The organism is Serratia sp. BNK-4 (assembly GCF_048685115.1).
GTDB lineage: Bacteria > Pseudomonadota > Gammaproteobacteria > Enterobacterales > Enterobacteriaceae > Serratia > Serratia bockelmannii.
The window spans coordinates 2,521,276-2,538,179 of sequence record NZ_JBLQTM010000001.1 but is presented as its reverse complement, the minus strand read 5'-3'; the positions used below and the strand labels follow the sequence as shown (position 1 = coordinate 2,538,179).

13 protein-coding genes are annotated in these 16,904 nt (G+C 55.8%); 9 read left to right on the top strand and 4 right to left on the bottom strand.

Annotation, left to right across the window (positions count from 1 at the left end; all coding sequences use genetic code 11):
- The first annotated feature begins 7 nt into the window (after window positions 1-7).
- Window positions 8-1,018 (top strand): NAD-dependent epimerase/dehydratase family protein, encoded by a 1,011-nt coding sequence (locus ACMGGW_RS12195; protein WP_197832023.1) that lies wholly within the window; start codon window positions 8-10, stop codon window positions 1,016-1,018.
- Between the two features lie 185 nt (window positions 1,019-1,203).
- Here the strand turns inward: ACMGGW_RS12195 and hns are convergent, their stop codons facing one another.
- Window positions 1,204-1,611, bottom strand: a complete 408-nt coding sequence (hns, locus tag ACMGGW_RS12190) for a histone-like nucleoid-structuring protein H-NS (RefSeq protein WP_004932170.1) — start codon at window positions 1,609-1,611, stop codon at window positions 1,204-1,206.
- A gap of 700 nt (window positions 1,612-2,311) precedes the next feature.
- Between hns and ACMGGW_RS12185 the strand changes: the two genes are divergently transcribed.
- Window positions 2,312-2,896: a thymidine kinase gene (locus tag ACMGGW_RS12185; RefSeq protein WP_015378091.1), complete on the top strand. Its 585-nt coding sequence runs from the start codon at window positions 2,312-2,314 to the stop codon at window positions 2,894-2,896.
- 119 nt (window positions 2,897-3,015) lie between these two features.
- Here the strand turns inward: ACMGGW_RS12185 and adhE are convergent, their stop codons facing one another.
- A complete protein-coding gene (gene adhE / locus ACMGGW_RS12180) occupies window positions 3,016-5,688 on the bottom strand; it encodes a bifunctional acetaldehyde-CoA/alcohol dehydrogenase (RefSeq protein ID WP_197832022.1) in 2,673 nt (890 codons plus the stop codon).
- A 531-nt stretch (window positions 5,689-6,219) separates the two neighbouring features.
- Here adhE and ACMGGW_RS12175 point away from each other — a divergent pair.
- The 7 genes from ACMGGW_RS12175 to oppF all read left to right on the top strand — a co-directional run bounded on the left by ACMGGW_RS12175 (window position 6,220) and on the right by oppF (window position 14,936).
- On the top strand, window positions 6,220-6,864 hold the full coding sequence (locus tag ACMGGW_RS12175; RefSeq protein WP_015378089.1) for a YchE family NAAT transporter: 645 nt from the start codon (window positions 6,220-6,222) through the stop codon (window positions 6,862-6,864).
- A 696-nt stretch (window positions 6,865-7,560) separates the two neighbouring features.
- Entirely contained in the window at window positions 7,561-9,198 is a 1,638-nt protein-coding gene (locus ACMGGW_RS12170; RefSeq protein WP_049207077.1) for an ABC transporter substrate-binding protein, read from the top strand.
- 147 nt (window positions 9,199-9,345) lie between these two features.
- Window positions 9,346-10,983 carry an oligopeptide ABC transporter substrate-binding protein OppA gene (gene oppA / locus ACMGGW_RS12165; protein ID WP_197832021.1) on the top strand — a complete coding sequence of 546 codons (1,638 nt, stop codon included), beginning with the start codon at window positions 9,346-9,348 and terminating at the stop codon, window positions 10,981-10,983.
- Window positions 10,984-11,066: 83 nt separating this feature from the next.
- Window positions 11,067-11,987, top strand: a complete 921-nt coding sequence (gene oppB / locus ACMGGW_RS12160) for an oligopeptide ABC transporter permease OppB (RefSeq protein WP_004932150.1) — start codon at window positions 11,067-11,069, stop codon at window positions 11,985-11,987.
- 14 nt (window positions 11,988-12,001) lie between these two features.
- Entirely contained in the window at window positions 12,002-12,910 is a 909-nt protein-coding gene (gene oppC / locus ACMGGW_RS12155) for an oligopeptide ABC transporter permease OppC (protein ID WP_025303073.1), read from the top strand.
- Between the two features lie 11 nt (window positions 12,911-12,921).
- Complete coding sequence (locus ACMGGW_RS12150) at window positions 12,922-13,938, top strand: ABC transporter ATP-binding protein (RefSeq protein ID WP_043142468.1); 1,017 nt, start codon at window positions 12,922-12,924, stop codon at window positions 13,936-13,938.
- Window positions 13,935-14,936, top strand: a complete 1,002-nt coding sequence (gene oppF / locus ACMGGW_RS12145) for a murein tripeptide/oligopeptide ABC transporter ATP binding protein OppF (RefSeq protein ID WP_025303071.1) — start codon at window positions 13,935-13,937, stop codon at window positions 14,934-14,936. Before ACMGGW_RS12150 ends, oppF begins: the two co-directional genes overlap by 4 nt.
- Window positions 14,937-15,008: 72 nt before the next feature.
- Here oppF and ACMGGW_RS12140 read toward each other — a convergent pair whose 3' ends face one another.
- Both ACMGGW_RS12140 and cls read right to left on the bottom strand, forming a co-directional pair.
- Window positions 15,009-15,332: an HI1450 family dsDNA-mimic protein gene (locus tag ACMGGW_RS12140; RefSeq protein WP_004932139.1), complete on the bottom strand. Its 324-nt coding sequence runs from the start codon at window positions 15,330-15,332 to the stop codon at window positions 15,009-15,011.
- A gap of 56 nt (window positions 15,333-15,388) precedes the next feature.
- Window positions 15,389-16,849: a cardiolipin synthase gene (cls, locus tag ACMGGW_RS12135; protein WP_025303070.1), complete on the bottom strand. Its 1,461-nt coding sequence runs from the start codon at window positions 16,847-16,849 to the stop codon at window positions 15,389-15,391.
- Window positions 16,850-16,904 lie beyond the last annotated feature (55 nt).

Here is a 16,904-nt window from a genome sequence, read left to right as displayed (position 1 = left end):
AGTGGGCATGAAATTCCTGGTTACAGGCGCCGCAGGGTTTATTGGTTATCACGTTGCAGAGCGTTTGTTGACCGCCGGGCATCAGGTTGTCGGCATCGATAACCTGAATGACTATTATGACGTGGGCCTGAAAATGGCCCGTCGGGACAGACTGGCGGATAAGCCGGGATTCCGCTTTATCAAGCTGGATTTGGCCGATCGTGAAGGGATGGCGGCATTGTTCGCCGAGCATCAGTTCCAACGAGTCATTCATTTGGGGGCACAAGCCGGCGTGCGTTATTCGTTGGTTAACCCGTTGGCTTATGCGGACGCCAACCTGATCGGCCATTTGAACGTTCTGGAAGGCTGCCGCCATAATAAGGTCGAGCATTTACTTTATGCTTCCTCCAGCTCTGTTTATGGCCTCAATCGCAAGTTGCCGTTTGCTACCGAAGATTCTGTCGATCACCCTGTGTCACTGTATGCGGCCACCAAAAAAGCCAATGAGCTGATGTCACACAGCTACTCTCATTTATACGGTCTCCCGACGACGGGGTTACGCTTCTTTACCGTATATGGTCCCTGGGGGCGTCCGGATATGGCGCTGTTCAAGTTTACCAAGGCCATATTGGCGGGGGAGAGCATCGATGTATATAACCACGGTGAAATGCACCGTGACTTTACCTACATCGATGATATCACCGAGGCGATTGTGCGGCTGCAGGCGGTTATTCCGCAGGCAGATCCGTCATGGAGCGTTGAACAGGGATCGCCAGCGACCAGTTCCGCACCGTATCATGTTTATAATATCGGCAATAACACCCCTGTTAAACTGATGGAATATATCACGGCGCTGGAGCAGGCTTTGGGGGTAACTGCCCGCAAGAATATGCTGCCGATGCAACCTGGCGACGTGATGGATACCAGTGCGGACACCGCAGAGCTTTATCGTGACATTGGTTTTAAACCGGAAACCAGCGTTGAAGAGGGTGTAAAGCGCTTTGTTGATTGGTATAAGGCATTCTACCAGGTTCAATAATTGAACGAGGGTAAATGCGATAAAGGGGCCTTAGGGCCCCTTTTTTCATTGGGGCTCCATGCAGGGAAGAAAATGCGAATTAGGATATTTACTAAAAGGAGAGGGGTGAGGTGGGATCACGTCGATAAGCTTTAAAATGAAAAGGCCCCCCGGAGGGAGCCTTTCAGATACGGACTGAATCGCTATTACAGCAGGAAATCGTCCAGAGATTTACCTTGCTCTTCGATAGCTTTCTTAATCACCGCAGGCGTACGGCCTTGGCCGGTCCAGGTTTTCAGTTCGCCGTTTTCATCTTTATATTGGTATTTAGCAGGACGTGCTGCACGCTTTGCTTTGCCGGCAGCCTTGTTGGCAGCCATGGTTTGCAGCAGCTCATTTGGATCGATACCATCAGCAATCAGCATTTCGCGGTATTGCTGCAGTTTACGAGTGCGTTCTTCGATTTCTGCTTGAGCCTGGCTGTCTTCTTCGCGACGTTCGTTCACAACAACTTCCAGTTTCTCGAGCATTTCTTCCAGCGTTTCCAGTGTGCATTCTCTTGCCTGGGCGCGCAGAGTGCGGATGTTGTTCAAAATCTTTAATGCTTCGCTCATTGTCCTAGTCTCAAATTATATTGGTGGGGGGCGTCTCGATAATAATAGAGTGCTATTTTCTTTTCTGCAATAGCCAAATTGACTTGAATACTCAAATTTACCTTTTAAAAAACCGTTAATCGGATCTGTCCGACTAATATAGGAAGGGCTGTTAACTATTATCCTCACCGCACTTAAGTCAAAATTTCAGCAGGCATGCTTTAAAAGGCGCGTGTCGCAAGGCTTTCATCGATAAGTTATCGTCGTAATTTATATCAATATTACAATGAGTTCTGTGGGCTTAATCACGCCATGGTAAGGCAGACATTGTAAACAATAGGGGTATATAGGTAAAGGTTGCGTCAGGAAACGTCGGGGGGATAGCGAAGGTGATTAAATGCCCTGTATTGGCCTCACGTATAATAGACAAGCACTCTCCCGCGGCTGCGGTGCCTGCCGCAGTGAAAGAGGATTATGCATTAATGGGCAAATGTTCGGGGTTAACCATTAGCAAGAATTAATAGTGATGACAGGCATACATTATCCTGTAAATAGCTGTAAAAAGAACGGGCCGACAGAACGATATGTTTCGCTTGAAAGCGCATTATTACGGCGAACGCAATATTCGTTCGCTTTGGGCTGAGCCGGGGGGCGGCTTATGGTACACTTACCGTCCTAATCAACATTTGAATATTTCTTATACCATCGGAGTTGCGGGGCCATGGCTCAACTTTATTTTTATTACTCTGCGATGAATGCCGGCAAGTCCACCGCGCTGCTACAGTCTTCATATAACTATCAAGAACGTGGTATGCGCACGCTGGTGTTCACCGCGGAGATCGATCACCGCTTTGGCGTCGGTAAAGTCAGCTCGCGCATCGGTTTATCCTCGCAGGCCCAGCTCTATAACAACGACTCGATGCTGTACGCCATGATTCAGCAAGAGCATCAACAGCAGCCGGTGCATTGTGTGCTGCTGGATGAAAGCCAGTTCCTGACCAAGGCGCAGGTTGAGCAATTGTGCGATGTGGTGGACCAACTGGACATTCCCGTATTGTGCTACGGCCTGCGTACCGATTTTCTCGGTGAGCTGTTTACCGGCAGCCAATATTTGCTGGCCTGGGCCGATAAGCTGGTGGAATTGAAAACCATCTGTCACTGTGGGCGCAAAGCCAACATGGTGTTGCGGTTGGATGAAAACGGCCAGGCGATGCACGCTGGTGAACAGGTGGTGATTGGCGGTAACGAGAGCTATGTCTCCGTCTGTCGCAAGCATTATAAAGAGGCGATTCACTCCCTGGAGTAGGAGCGAAAATGCCGCCAGCGCCCGCTGAGGCGTTTTGGCGGCGGGATAAGAAAAACCGCGCGCCAGGCGCAATAAAAAACCCGCCGTTTGGCGGGTTTTTTTATCGGTTCACGGAACCGTTATTTCTTGGGCTTCTTTACCGCGGTTTTGGCTGCAGCCGGAGCCGCCGCTTCCTCGTCGACCGCTTCGCTGAATTCGCGGCCGTGGAAGGTATCCAGCATGATTTGCTTCAGTTCGGCAATCAGCGGGTAGCGCGGGTTGGCGCCGGTGCATTGGTCGTCGAATGCGTCTTCCGACAGCTTGTCGACTTTCGCCAGGAAGTCCGCCTCCTGCACACCCGCCTCACGGATGGAGGTTGGGATGCCCAACTCGGTTTTCAGCTCGTCCAGCCAGGCCAGCAGTTTCTCAATCTTCTGCGCGGTGCGGTCGCCCGGTGCGCTCAGGCCGAGGTGGTCGGCGATTTCAGCGTAGCGGCGGCGCGCCTGAGGGCGGTCGTACTGGCTGAAGGCCGTTTGCTTGGTCGGGTTGTCGTTCGCGTTGTAGCGAATGACGTTGGAAATCAGCATCGCGTTGGCCAGGCCGTGCGGAATGTGGAACTCCGAACCCAGCTTGTGCGCCATGGAGTGACAAACCCCGAGGAAGGCGTTGGCGAAAGCGATACCGGCGATGGTGGCGGCGTTGTGCACGCGTTCACGGGCAACCGGGTTTTTCGCGCCTTCTTTATAGCTGGCCGGCAGATACTCTTTCAACAGTTTCAGCGCCTGCAGCGCCTGGCCGTCGGAGTATTCGTTCGCCAGCACCGACACGTAGGCTTCCAGCGCGTGGGTTACCGCATCCAGACCGCCGAAGGCGCACAGGGATTTTGGCATGTTCATCACCAGGTTGGCGTCGACAATCGCCATGTCCGGGGTCAGCGCATAGTCGGCCAGCGGGTATTTCTGTCCGGTGGTGTCGTCGGTCACGACGGCGAATGGCGTGACTTCCGAACCGGTGCCTGAGGTGGTGGTGATGGCGATCATCTTCGCTTTCACGCCCATTTTCGGGAACTTGTAGATACGCTTGCGGATGTCCATGAAGCGCAGCGCCAGATCCTCGAAGTGGGTTTCAGGATGTTCGTACAGCACCCACATGATTTTCGCGGCGTCCATCGGCGAACCGCCGCCCAGCGCGATGATGACGTCCGGTTTGAAGGAGTTCATCTGCTCGGCGCCTTTGCGCACGATGCTCAGCGTCGGATCGGCTTCCACTTCAAAGAACACTTCAGTTTCGATACCGTGAGACTTCAGAACCTTGGTGATCTGGTCGGCATAGCCGTTGTTGAACAGGAAACGGTCGGTCACGATGAAGGCGCGTTTCGCCCCGTCGGTCGCCACTTCTTCCAGCGCGATAGGCAGTGAGCCACGGCGGAAGTAGATCGATTTCGGAAGTTTATGCCACAACATGTTTTCTGCTCGCTTCGCTACAGTTTTCTTGTTGATCAGGTGTTTAGGTCCGACGTTTTCAGAGATGGAGTTACCACCCCAGGAACCGCAACCCAGCGTCAGCGAAGGCGCAAGTTTGAAGTTGTACAGGTCGCCGATACCGCCCTGAGAAGCCGGGGTGTTGATCAGAATGCGAGCCGTTTTCATTTTATCGCCGAAGTAGGCGATGCGAGCCGTTTGGTTATCCTGGTCGGTGTACAGGCAGGACGTGTGGCCGATACCGCCCATGGCGACCAGTTTTTCGGCTTTGGCGACGGCGTCTTCGAAGTCTTTGGCACGGTACATCGCCAGGGTAGGCGACAGTTTTTCATGTGCGAAAGGTTCAGACTCGTCGACCAGCTTCACTTCACCGATCAGCACTTTGGTGTTGGCCGGCACTTTGATGCCTGCCATTTCGGCGATTTTCGGTGCGGATTGCCCGACGATGGCCGCGTTCAGGCCGCCGTTTTTCAGGATGATGTCCTGCACCGCTTTCAGTTCTTTACCCTGCAGCAGATAGCCGCCGTGGGAAGCGAAGCGCTCGCGTACCGCATCATAGATAGCGTCAACAACGATGACCGACTGTTCGGAAGCGCAGATAACGCCGCTGTCGAAGGTTTTGGACATCAGGATAGAGGCGACCACGCGTTTGATATCTGCGGTTTCGTCTACCACGACCGGCGTATTGCCGGCGCCGACGCCGATTGCCGGTTTGCCGGAACTGTAGGCGGCTTTCACCATGCCCGGGCCACCGGTGGCGAGGATCAGGTTGATGTCAGGGTGGTGCATCAGCTGGTTGGACAGCTCGACGGTAGGTTGGTCGATCCAACCGATAATGTCTTTCGGCGCACCGGCGGCGATAGCGGCTTGCAGCACGATATCGGCGGCTTTGTTGGTGGCATTCTTCGCACGCGGGTGCGGCGAGAAGATGATGCCATTGCGGGTTTTCAGGCTGATCAGCGCTTTGAAGATCGCGGTAGAAGTTGGGTTGGTGGTAGGCACGATACCGCAAATCAGGCCGATAGGCTCGGCGATGGTGATGGTACCGAAAGTGTCATCTTCAGACAGGATGCCACAGGTTTTTTCATCTTTATAGGCGTTGTAGATGTACTCGGAAGCGAAGTGGTTTTTGATCACTTTGTCTTCGACGATACCCATTCCGGATTCTTCCACGGCCATTTTGGCCAATGGGATACGGGCATCAGCAGCGGCGAGGGCGGCAGCGCGGAAGATTTTATCCACTTGCTCTTGAGTGAAGTTGGCATATTCGCGCTGGGCTTTTTTGACACGTGCGACAAGCTCGTTCAGTTCAGCGACATTCGTTACAGCCATAATGCTCTCCTGATAATGTTAAACTCTTTCAGTAAATAAGCCGTGCGAGCCACTAGTATAGTCGTAACGGGGATAAGCGGTGATGAGAATACCGGGGTCTTCCCGCGTTATTTCTTCGCATGCTGCTGATTTGCTTAAAGAGCTTCACCCTACGCCAACCGGAGGGGCAGGCAGTGAGGAGAACGGAACCGGCGATGCAGCTGCCGACTTTGTTCTACTCCCTGACTACGACTAAGAGCTTACCCACAGTTGGGTAGTTGATTTGTGATCTAAATCATGAAAACTGCAAGCTGACACCTTTCAGCTTGCTGGTGTTGGGAATTATTCTCGATAACTGTGAGCGGTGACTCTTTTTTCAACATAAAAAATCAAAAGGCCATACATCACTTTAACAAAGGGCATTTGTTTTGTTGCATAACCTGCTGGTAGTCAAAAATGCTGCTCTGGCCGGATGGATTACCCGCGGCAATTCCATTACATTAGCGCGCATAGGCAGCACACCTTTTTATAGTACTTAATGCGGAGCCATCTGTGGGCCAATCTCTGTTGGATCTTTCCGGCTTTATCAAGTTCTTTGTCGGTCTGTTTGCGCTGGTCAACCCGGTGGGCATCTTGCCGGTGTTTATCAGTATGACCAGCTATCAGGCGGAAGCGGGGCGCAACAAAACCAACCTGACCGCCAACCTGTCGGTCGCCATCATTCTGTGGACCTCGCTGTTCCTGGGCGAAGGGATCCTGCGGATGTTCGGCATCTCTATCGATTCGTTCCGCATCGCCGGCGGTATTCTGGTGGTGACCATCGCCATGTCGATGATCAGCGGCAAGCTGGGGGAAGACAAACAGAACAAACAAGAGAAGTCGGAGAGCGCGATCCGCGAAAGTATCGGCGTGGTGCCGTTAGCGCTGCCGCTGATGGCGGGGCCAGGGGCGATCAGTTCTACCATCGTCTGGAGTTCACGTTATCACAACTGGCAAAGCCTGCTCGGTTTTACGGTGGCGATCGCCTTGTTCGCCTTTTGCTGCTGGCTGTTGTTCCGCGCCGCGCCGCTGTTGGTGCGTTTGCTTGGGCAGACCGGCATCAACGTGATCACCCGAATCATGGGCCTGTTGCTGATGGCGCTCGGGATCGAGTTTATCGTTACCGGCATTAAGGCGATATTCCCCGGCCTGTTGTAATACCCTTTGTTTAGCCGCGCACCTTTCGCGTTGGCGCGGCTAAAATTAATTTTAAAATTTAAATTATTTATTGGTTCGCATTATTATAGTGCAGAGGATGAATAAAATTTATTCGGTTGCACCCTTATGTTGCATAAATCTCATCTTGCTGTGCAAAAAAAACGCTAAGCGTTATTTCAGATACTTTTCTTCCCCCATTTCCGCGCGTTTTGTCCCCGTTCAACGGTAAAGCTGTTGTTAAATTAATCACATCATTCTGTGGGGCTTGTCTCACTTTCATCCAGGTGTTATTAGTGATTAACCGACCATAGGCAGGTGTTTGTTCTTTGAATGGCTGGATTGTTAACTGAATGTTTCTTTGTGCGGCGGTGAGATGACGCTGACGGTTTCAAACGAAATGATTTTGGTTTTTTTATCTTTAAAATCAAAGTGATGATTTTGTTTTTTCGTTGCCCCGCTCTCGGGGAGCGGATCGGGCTTCGTGCGATAAAAGAGAATTGCTTAACATTTTCGTAAAATTTATTGGCTATGGAATTTGGCTTCTGCTAATTTCCGAGCAACTTTCCCGTGGTCAATTAACTGAAATGCGCCATAAAAACGGGAATGATTTTTGCTGGTATCCGTTTATTTAGAATTCTTATAAACACTTCACAAACTTCGATAAGCGATGCTTGTCGGTGAAAAGGAGCCTCGATTATGCAGCAAACCCTGAAGCGTACTTCTTTGACCTTGTTGATTAGCGGCGCGTTGAGCGTCGGCGCCATAAATAACAGTTTGGCGGCGGAAGTGCCGGCCGGCGTTCAGTTGGCGCAGCAACAGAATATTGTGATCAACAACGGCAGCGAAGTGGCTTCATTGGATCCGCATAAGGTCGAGGGCGTACCGGAAAGTAATATCATTCTTAACCTACTTGAAGGGCTGGTGAGCACCGACGCCAACGGGCATGTGGTGCCGGCGGCGGCGGCGAGCTGGGAAAACCAGAATTATCAGCAATGGACCTTCCACCTGCGCCCCGGCGCGGTGTGGAGCGACGGTACTCCGGTGACCGCGCAGGACTTCGTCTACAGCTGGCAGCGCCTGGCCGATCCGAAAATCGCCTCGCCTTACGCCAGCTATCTGCAATACACCAAAGTCGACAATATCGACGACATCCTGACCGGCAAGAAGCCTCCGCAGACCCTCGGCGTCAAGGCGTTGGATGACCAGACGCTGCAGGTGACGCTGAGCGAACCGGTGCCGTATTTCATCAGCATGCTGAGCCACACGTCGCTCAAACCGGTCAAACGGGCGGTGGTGGAGAAATTCGGCGATAAATGGACGCTACCCGCCAACTACGTCGGCAACGGCGCTTACCGCCTGAAAGAGTGGGTGGTGAACGAGCGCATCGTGCTGGAGCGCAGCCCGAGCTACTGGAACAACAAGCAGACGGTGATCAATCAGGCGACCTTCCTGCCAATTACCTCGGAAGTCAGCGACGTCAACCGCTTCCGCAGCGGCGAGATCGACATCACCAACAGCGCGATCCCGCCGTACCTGTACGTCAAGATGAAGCGCGAAATGCCCGAACAGCTGCACGTTAACCCTTATCTGTGCACCTTCTATTACGAGCTCAATAACAAGCGGGCGCCGTTTACCGATCCACGCGTGCGTACGGCGGTGAAGATGACGCTGGATCGCGACATCATCGCCAACAAGATCATGGGCCAGGGACAGATCCCGGCCTACAGTTTCACGCCGACCTTTACGGAGGGCGCGAACTTTACGCAGCCCGCATGGGCCGGCTGGAGCCAGGAACAGCGCAACGCCGAAGCCAGGAAGCTGCTGGCTGAGGCGGGCTACAGCGATGCCAAACCGCTGAAGTTCTCGTTGCTCTACAACACCTCCGATCAAAACAAACAGCAGGCGATCGCCGCCGCATCGATGTGGAAGAAGAACCTCGGTGCGGAGGTCACGCTGCGCAATCAGGAGTGGAAGACTTCATTGGAGAGCCGCCATCAGGGGCAATACGATGTGGCGCGCGCCACCTGGTGCGGCGATTACAACGAACCCAGTGCGTTCCTGAACCTGGTGCTGTCCAACAGCAGTATCAATACCGTGTTCTATAAGAGCCCGGCGTTCGACGCCATCATGGCCGCTACGCTGAAGGCGCCGGATGAGGCCGCGCGCGCCGCGCTCTATCAGCAGGCGGAAGCTCAGCTGGACAAAGACTCCGCGTTGGTCCCGGTTTATTACCGCGTCAGCGCACGGTTGATCAAGCCGACGGTAGGCGGGTTCACCGGCAAAGACCCGCTGGACTATACCGACGTTAAAAATCTGTACATTATCAAGCAGTAAAGGGGTATTCCTTGCGCTAACTCGCGGAGGAATATAGGGAAGGCCGGCCGCCGCATTCGTTCCGCGGCGGCGGGAAAACAGAGTCCGCTTACGGGCAACGCAGGTTCCACGAAGAGCCTGTGATAATAAAAACTGGAGTCGATAAGTATGACCAACATCACGAAGAAAACGCTCATTGCCGCCGGCGTCATCGCCGCGCTGGGCATCACAGCAACCACCTCCGCCTTTGCCGCCGACGTTCCTGCCGGCGTGCAACTGGCCGACAAGCAAGAAATTGTCAAAAATAACGGTTCCGAAGTGCAGTCGCTTGACCCACATAAAATCGAGGGCGTGCCGGAAAACAACGTCACCCGCGATCTGATGGAAGGCTTGGCGAACAACAGCCCGGACGGTTCCATCGTGCCGGGCGTCGCGGAAAGCTGGGATAACAAAGATTTCAAAGTCTGGACCTTCCACCTGCGTAAAGACGCCAAATGGTCCAACGGCAAGCCGGTGACGGCGCAAGATTTCGTCTACAGCTGGCAGCGCGTAGTGGATCCGAAAACTGCATCGCCTTACGCCAGCTACCTGCAGTACGCCCATGTGGAAAACGTCGATGACATTATCGCCGGTAAAAAAGACAAGTCGACGCTGGGCGTGAAGGCCATCGACGACCACACCTTCCAGGTGACCCTGAGCGAGCCGGTGCCTTATCTGGTTGAAATGACCCCACACTACGCCATGAAGCCGGTTTACAAAGACGCGGTGGAGAAGTTTGGCGAGAAGTGGACGCTGCCAGCCAACTACGTCAGCAACGGCGCTTACAAACTGAAAGACTGGATTGTCAACGAACGCATCGTACTGGAACGCAACCCGGAATATTGGGATAACGCCAAAACCATCATCAATAAAGTGACGTTCCTGCCTATTTCGTCGGAAGTGACCGACGTTAACCGCTACCGCACCGGCGAAATCGACATGACCTACAACAACATGCCGATCGAACTGTTCCAGAAGCTGAAGAAAGAGATCCCGAAAGAGGTGCATGTCGATCCTTACCTGTGCACCTACTACTACGAAATCAACAACCAGAAGGCGCCGTTCACCGATGCGCGCGTGCGTGAAGCGCTGAAGCTGGGCATGGACCGCGACATCATCGTCAACAAGGTGAAAAACCAGGGCGATCTGCCGGCCTACAGCTTTACGCCGCCATACACCGACGGCGCCAAGCTGACTCCGCCGGAGTGGTTCGGCTGGACGCAGGAAAAACGCAACGAAGTGGCGAAGAAACTGCTGGCGGAAGCCGGCTACGGCCCGGATAAACCGTTGACCTTCTCCCTGCTGTACAACACCTCCGATCTGCACAAGAAGCTGGCGATCGCCGCCGCCTCCATCTGGAAGAAAAACCTGGGCGTGGACGTGAAGCTGGTGAACCAGGAGTGGAAAACCTTCCTGGATACCCGTCATCAGGGGACCTATGACGTGGCGCGCGCCGGCTGGTGCGCCGACTATAACGAGCCGAGTTCGTTCCTGAACATGATGCTGTCCGACAGCAGCAGTAACACCCCGCACTATAAGAGCGCCGAGTTCGACAAGCTGATGGCCAACGTGTTGACCGCGAAGAGCAAAGACGAGCGCGCCGATCTGTATCAGAAAGCGGAAGTTCAGCTGGATAAAGATTCCGCCATCGTTCCGCTGTATTACTATGTGAACGCCCGTTTGGTGAAACCTTACGTCGGTGGCTACACCGGCAAAGACCCGCTTGATAACGTGTACGACAAAAACCTGTACATCATCAAGCATTGATACGGTAAGAGCCGGCGGCGCAGGCCGCCGGCCCATGTTGAGAATAATAAGCCGTCATCAGGCTGTCGCACAGGGTTAGGGCAATGCTTAAATTTATACTTCGTCGCTTATTGGAAGCGATCCCGACACTATTTATCCTTATCACCATCTCATTCTTCATGATGCGCCTGGCGCCCGGCAGTCCATTTACCGGGGAACGCGCATTGCCGCCGGAAGTTATGGCGAATATCGAAGCCAAATACCATTTGAACGACCCGATCTGGAAACAGTACGGTCATTATCTGGCGCAGCTTGCGCAGGGAGACTTCGGCCCGTCCTTTAAATACAAGGACTATTCGGTCAACGATCTGGTCGCCAGCTCTTTCCCGGTTTCCGCCAAACTCGGCCTGGCCGCGTTTCTGCTGGCGGTGGTGCTGGGCGTGAGCGCCGGCGTGATCGCCGCGTTGAATCAGAACACCAAATGGGACTACACGGTGATGGGGTTCGCCATGACCGGGGTGGTGATACCCAGTTTCGTGGTGGCGCCGCTGTTGGTGCTGATCTTCGCCATCACGTTGAAATGGCTGCCGGGCGGCGGCTGGAACGGCGGCGCGCCTAAGTTCATCATCTTGCCGATGGTAGCGCTGTCTCTGGCCTATATCGCCAGCATCGCCCGTATCACGCGCGGCTCGATGATTGAAGTGCTGCACTCCAACTTCATTCGCACCGCGCGCGCTAAAGGCTTGCCGATGCGCCGCATCATTTTCCGCCACGCGCTGAAGCCGGCGCTGTTGCCGGTGCTGTCCTATATGGGCCCGGCGTTCGTCGGGATCATCACCGGTTCGATGGTGATCGAAACCATCTACGGCCTGCCGGGGATCGGCCAGCTGTTCGTTAATGGCGCGCTGAACCGCGACTACTCCCTGGTGTTGAGCCTGACCATTCTGGTGGGCGCTCTGACCATTCTGTTCAACGCGATCGTCGATGTGCTGTATGCGGTCATCGATCCGAAAATCCGTTATTAATCTGGAGCACGCGAATGATGTTGACTAAAAAGAACAGCGAAGCTCTGGAACACTTCAGCGAGAAGCTGGAAGTGGAAGGACGCAGCCTGTGGCAAGACGCGCGCCGGCGCTTTATGCATAACCGTGCGGCGGTCAGCAGCCTGTTCATCCTGGTGTTGATCACGCTGTTTGTGGTGCTGGCGCCGATGCTGTCGCAATTTGCCTACGACGATACCGATTGGGCGATGATGTCCGCCGCGCCAAGCCTGGAATCGGGGCACTATTTCGGCACCGATTCCTCCGGGCGCGACCTGCTGGTGCGCGTGGCGATTGGCGGGCGTATCTCGCTGATGGTCGGCGTGGCGGCGGCGCTGGTGGCGGTGATCGTCGGCACCCTGTACGGCGCGATGTCCGGTTATCTGGGCGGCAAGATCGACTCGGTGATGATGCGTCTGCTGGAGATCCTCAACTCCTTCCCGTTCATGTTCTTCGTGATCCTGCTGGTGACCTTCTTCGGCCAGAATATCCTGTTGATCTTCGTGGCGATCGGTATGGTGTCGTGGCTGGATATGGCGCGTATCGTGCGCGGCCAAACGCTCGGTCTCAAGCGTAAGGAGTTCATCGAAGCGGCGCTGGTGTGCGGCGTCTCCACGCGCAACATCGTGCTGCGGCATATCGTGCCTAACGTGCTCGGCGTGGTAGTGGTGTACGCGTCGCTGCTGGTGCCGAGCATGATCCTGTTCGAATCCTTCCTCAGCTTCCTGGGGCTGGGCACGCAGGAGCCGCTGAGCAGTTGGGGCGCATTGCTCAGCGACGGCGCCAACTCAATGGAAGTTTCACCGTGGTTGCTGCTGTTCCCGGCGGGTTTCCTGGTAGTCACTCTGTTCTGTTTCAACTTTATCGGCGATGGCCTGCGTGACGCCCTCGACCCGAAAGATCGTTAAGGAGTGCAACCATGAGCACCATTGAACATCCTCAACTGCAAACCGGCGCCGGCGTCAAAACGTCGCCGCTGCTGGACGTGAAAGACCTGCGCGTCACGTTTTCCACGCCGGACGGCGACGTGACGGCGGTAAACGATCTGAACTTCGATCTGCGCGCCGGCGAAACGCTGGGCATCGTCGGTGAATCTGGCTCAGGCAAATCGCAGACCGCGTTCGCCCTGATGGGGCTGCTGGCGAGCAATGGCCGCATCGGCGGCTCGGCCAAATTCAACGGCCGCGAGATCCTCAACCTGCCGGAAAATCAGCTTAACAAGCTGCGGGCCGAGGAGATCTCGATGATCTTCCAGGACCCGATGACCTCGCTCAACCCTTATATGCGCGTTGGCGAACAGCTGATGGAAGTGCTGATGCTGCATAAGAAACTGAGCAAAAGCGAAGCCTTCGAAGAGTCGGTCCGCATGCTCGACGCGGTGAAAATGCCGGAGGCGCGCAAGCGCATGCGCATGTACCCGCACGAGTTTTCCGGCGGTATGCGCCAGCGCGTGATGATCGCCATGGCGTTGCTGTGCCGGCCGAAGCTGCTGATCGCCGACGAGCCGACCACCGCGCTGGACGTGACCGTCCAGGCGCAGATCATGACGCTGCTCAACGAGCTGAAGCGCGAGTTCAACACCGCCATCATCATGATCACCCACGACCTGGGCGTGGTGGCCGGCATCTGCAACAAGGTGCTGGTGATGTACGCCGGCCGCACCATGGAATACGGCAGCGCACGCGAGGTGTTCTACCAGCCGAGCCATCCGTACTCCATTGGTCTGTTGAATGCGGTGCCGCGTCTCGACGCCGAAGGCGAAGCGTTGTTGACCATTCCCGGCAACCCGCCGAACCTACTGCGGTTGCCGAAAGGCTGCCCGTTCCAACCGCGCTGCCCGTACGCCATGGAACAGTGCGCGAGCGCTCCGCCGTTGGAGCAATTTGGGGAAGGGCGCCTGCGCGCCTGCTTTAAACCGGTGGAGGCGTTGGTATGACAGCGGTAACCGACAAGAAAGTGCTGCTCGAAGTCGCCGATCTGAAAGTGCACTTCGACATTCATGATGACAAACAGTGGTTCTGGCAGCCGCCGAAAACCCTGAAGGCGGTCGATGGCGTCACGCTGCGGCTGTTCGAGGGGGAAACGCTGGGCGTGGTTGGCGAATCCGGCTGCGGCAAATCCACCTTCGCGCGCGCCATCATCGGCCTGGTGAAGGCCACCAGCGGGCGCGTCGCCTGGCTGGGCAAAGATCTGCTGGGCATGAGCGACGCTGACTGGCGTAAAACCCGCAGCGATATCCAGATGATCTTCCAGGATCCGCTGGCTTCGCTCAACCCGCGCATGACCATCGGCGAGATCATCGCCGAGCCGCTGCGCACCTACTACCCGAAAATGCCGCGTCAGGAAGTGAAGGACAAGGTCAAGGCGATGATGCTGAAGGTCGGCCTGTTGCCTAACCTGATCAACCGCTACCCGCACGAGTTCTCCGGCGGTCAGTGCCAGCGTATCGGCATCGCGCGCGCGCTGATCCTCGAACCGAAGCTGGTGATCTGCGACGAGCCGGTCTCCGCGTTGGACGTGTCGATTCAGGCGCAGGTAGTGAACCTGTTGCAGCAGCTGCAGCGCGAGATGGGGCTGTCATTGATCTTTATCGCCCACGATTTGGCGGTGGTGAAGCACATTTCCGATCGCGTGCTGGTGATGTACCTGGGCCATGCGGTGGAGCTGGGCACCTATGACGAGGTGTATCACAACCCACAGCACCCTTACACCAAAGCGCTGATGTCGGCGGTGCCGATCCCGGATCCGGACAAGGAGAAGGAAAAACAGATCCAGCTGTTGGAAGGGGAGCTGCCTTCGCCGATCAACCCGCCGACCGGCTGCGTGTTCCGCACCCGCTGCCCGATCGCCGGGCCGGAGTGCGCCAAGACGCGTCCGCTGCTGGAGGGCAGCTTCCGCCACGCGGTATCCTGCCTGAAGGTCGATCCGCTGTAATGCGCCGCTAGCCGGCAACAAAAAGCCCCGCTGAATAAGCGGGGCTTTTTTATCCGATGCGCTGGCGGCGAATCACTCTTTCCACAGAATGTGGCACAGCTTGTGGTCTTTCTCGCGGCAGATCAGCACGCGGGCGAACACGTCGTTGATTGGCTCGCCGTCGCTGTCCGCCAGACCGATCACCACTTCGGCGAAGAAGTCTGGGTTCAGATCGTAGTCCACGTGCTCGCTCCAGTCTTCGGAGGGATCGTACAGTTCTGCGCCGCCGCGCTCTTCAAACTGCAGATTGAACAGCAGAATATCCGCCGGATCCAGATTGTCGCCGGCCAATTCGAGAAAGATGTCGTAGGCCTGTTCCAGCGTTTCGTCTTCGGTAAGGCGGTTATTCAAATCCATAAAAAAATCCTGATAACAAATGATTTGGCGCTATTAAAGCACGCTCGTTGCGGCTTTTACAGCAGCGGGCTGAAAAAGTAGAACAGGCGCTCAACCAGGCGATGCCAGAACGGCCGCTTCAGCCACTCTTTGGCGTTCAGCAACTGGGAACGGGCGATGTAATCTTCCTGCACGCAGGCCAGATCGCTGCCGAAGCCGTCGTCGTCGATCACCAGGGTGATTTCGAAATTCAGCCACAGGCTGCGCATATCCAGATTGACGGTGCCGACCAGGCTAAGCTGGCCGTCAACCAGCACACTCTTGGTGTGCAGCAGACCGCCTTCGAACTGATAAATTTTCACTCCGGCTTCCAGCAGCTCGGAGAAGAACGCGCGGCTGGCCCAGCGCACCATCATCGAATCGTTGTCGCGCGGCACGATGATGCTGACCTCGACGCCGCGCAGAGCGGCGGTGCAGATGGCGTGCAGCAGATCGTCGCTCGGCACGAAGTACGGCGTGGTCATGATCAGCTGCTCGCGCGCGGAATAAACCGCGGTTAGCAGCGCCTGGTGGATCATTTCCTCGGGGAAGCCGGGGCCGGAGGCGATCACCTGAATGGTGTGGCCGCTTTCCTGCTCGAACGGCATGATGTTGACGTCCGGCGGCGGCGGCAGAATGCGCTTGCCGGTTTCAATTTCCCAGTCGCAGGCATAGACGATGCCCATGGTGGTGGCCACCGGGCCTTCCATGCGCGCCATCAGATCGATCCATTGGCCGACGCCCGCATCCTGTTTGAAGTAGCGCGGATCGACCATGTTCATGCTGCCGGTATAGGCGATATAGTTGTCGATCAGCACCACTTTGCGGTGCTGACGCAGATCCATGCGGCGCAGGAACACGCGCAAGAGGTTGACCTTCAACGCTTCGACCACTTCGATGCCGGCGTTGCGCATCATCGCCGGGTAGGGGCTGCGGAAAAATTGCAGACTGCCGGCGGAGTCCAGCATCAGGCGGCAGTGTACGCCGCGCCGGGCGGCGGCCATCAGCGATTCGGCCACCTGATCGACCAGGCCGCCGGGCTGCCAGATATAGAACACCATTTCGATGTTGTGGCGCGCCAGCTCGATGTCGCGGATCAGCGCTTTCAGCGTGTCGTCGGTGGTGGTGAGCAGCTGCAGCTGGTTGCCCTTGACGCCGTCGATGCCCTGGCGGCGGTTGCACAGCTGGAACAGCGGTTCGGCGACTTTACTGTATTCGGTGGCGAAGATGCGACGGCTCTCTTTCAGTTCCTTCAGCCAGCGCGCGGTCGACGGCCACATGGCCTTGGCGCGCTCGGCCCGGCGCTTGCCCAGATGCAGCTCGCCGAACGATAAATAGGCCACGATGCCGAACAGCGGCAGAATATAGATAACCAGCAGCCAGGCCATGGCAGAGGGAACCGCACGGCGTTTCATCAAAATGCGCATCGTCACGCCGGCGATCAGCAGCCAGTAGCCGAACACCATGAGCCAACTGATTACGGTATAAAATGTTGTCATAAAGGCGAAAAATCCCGTTCGCAAACCACCAATGATGAGTGTACGCACAGATCGG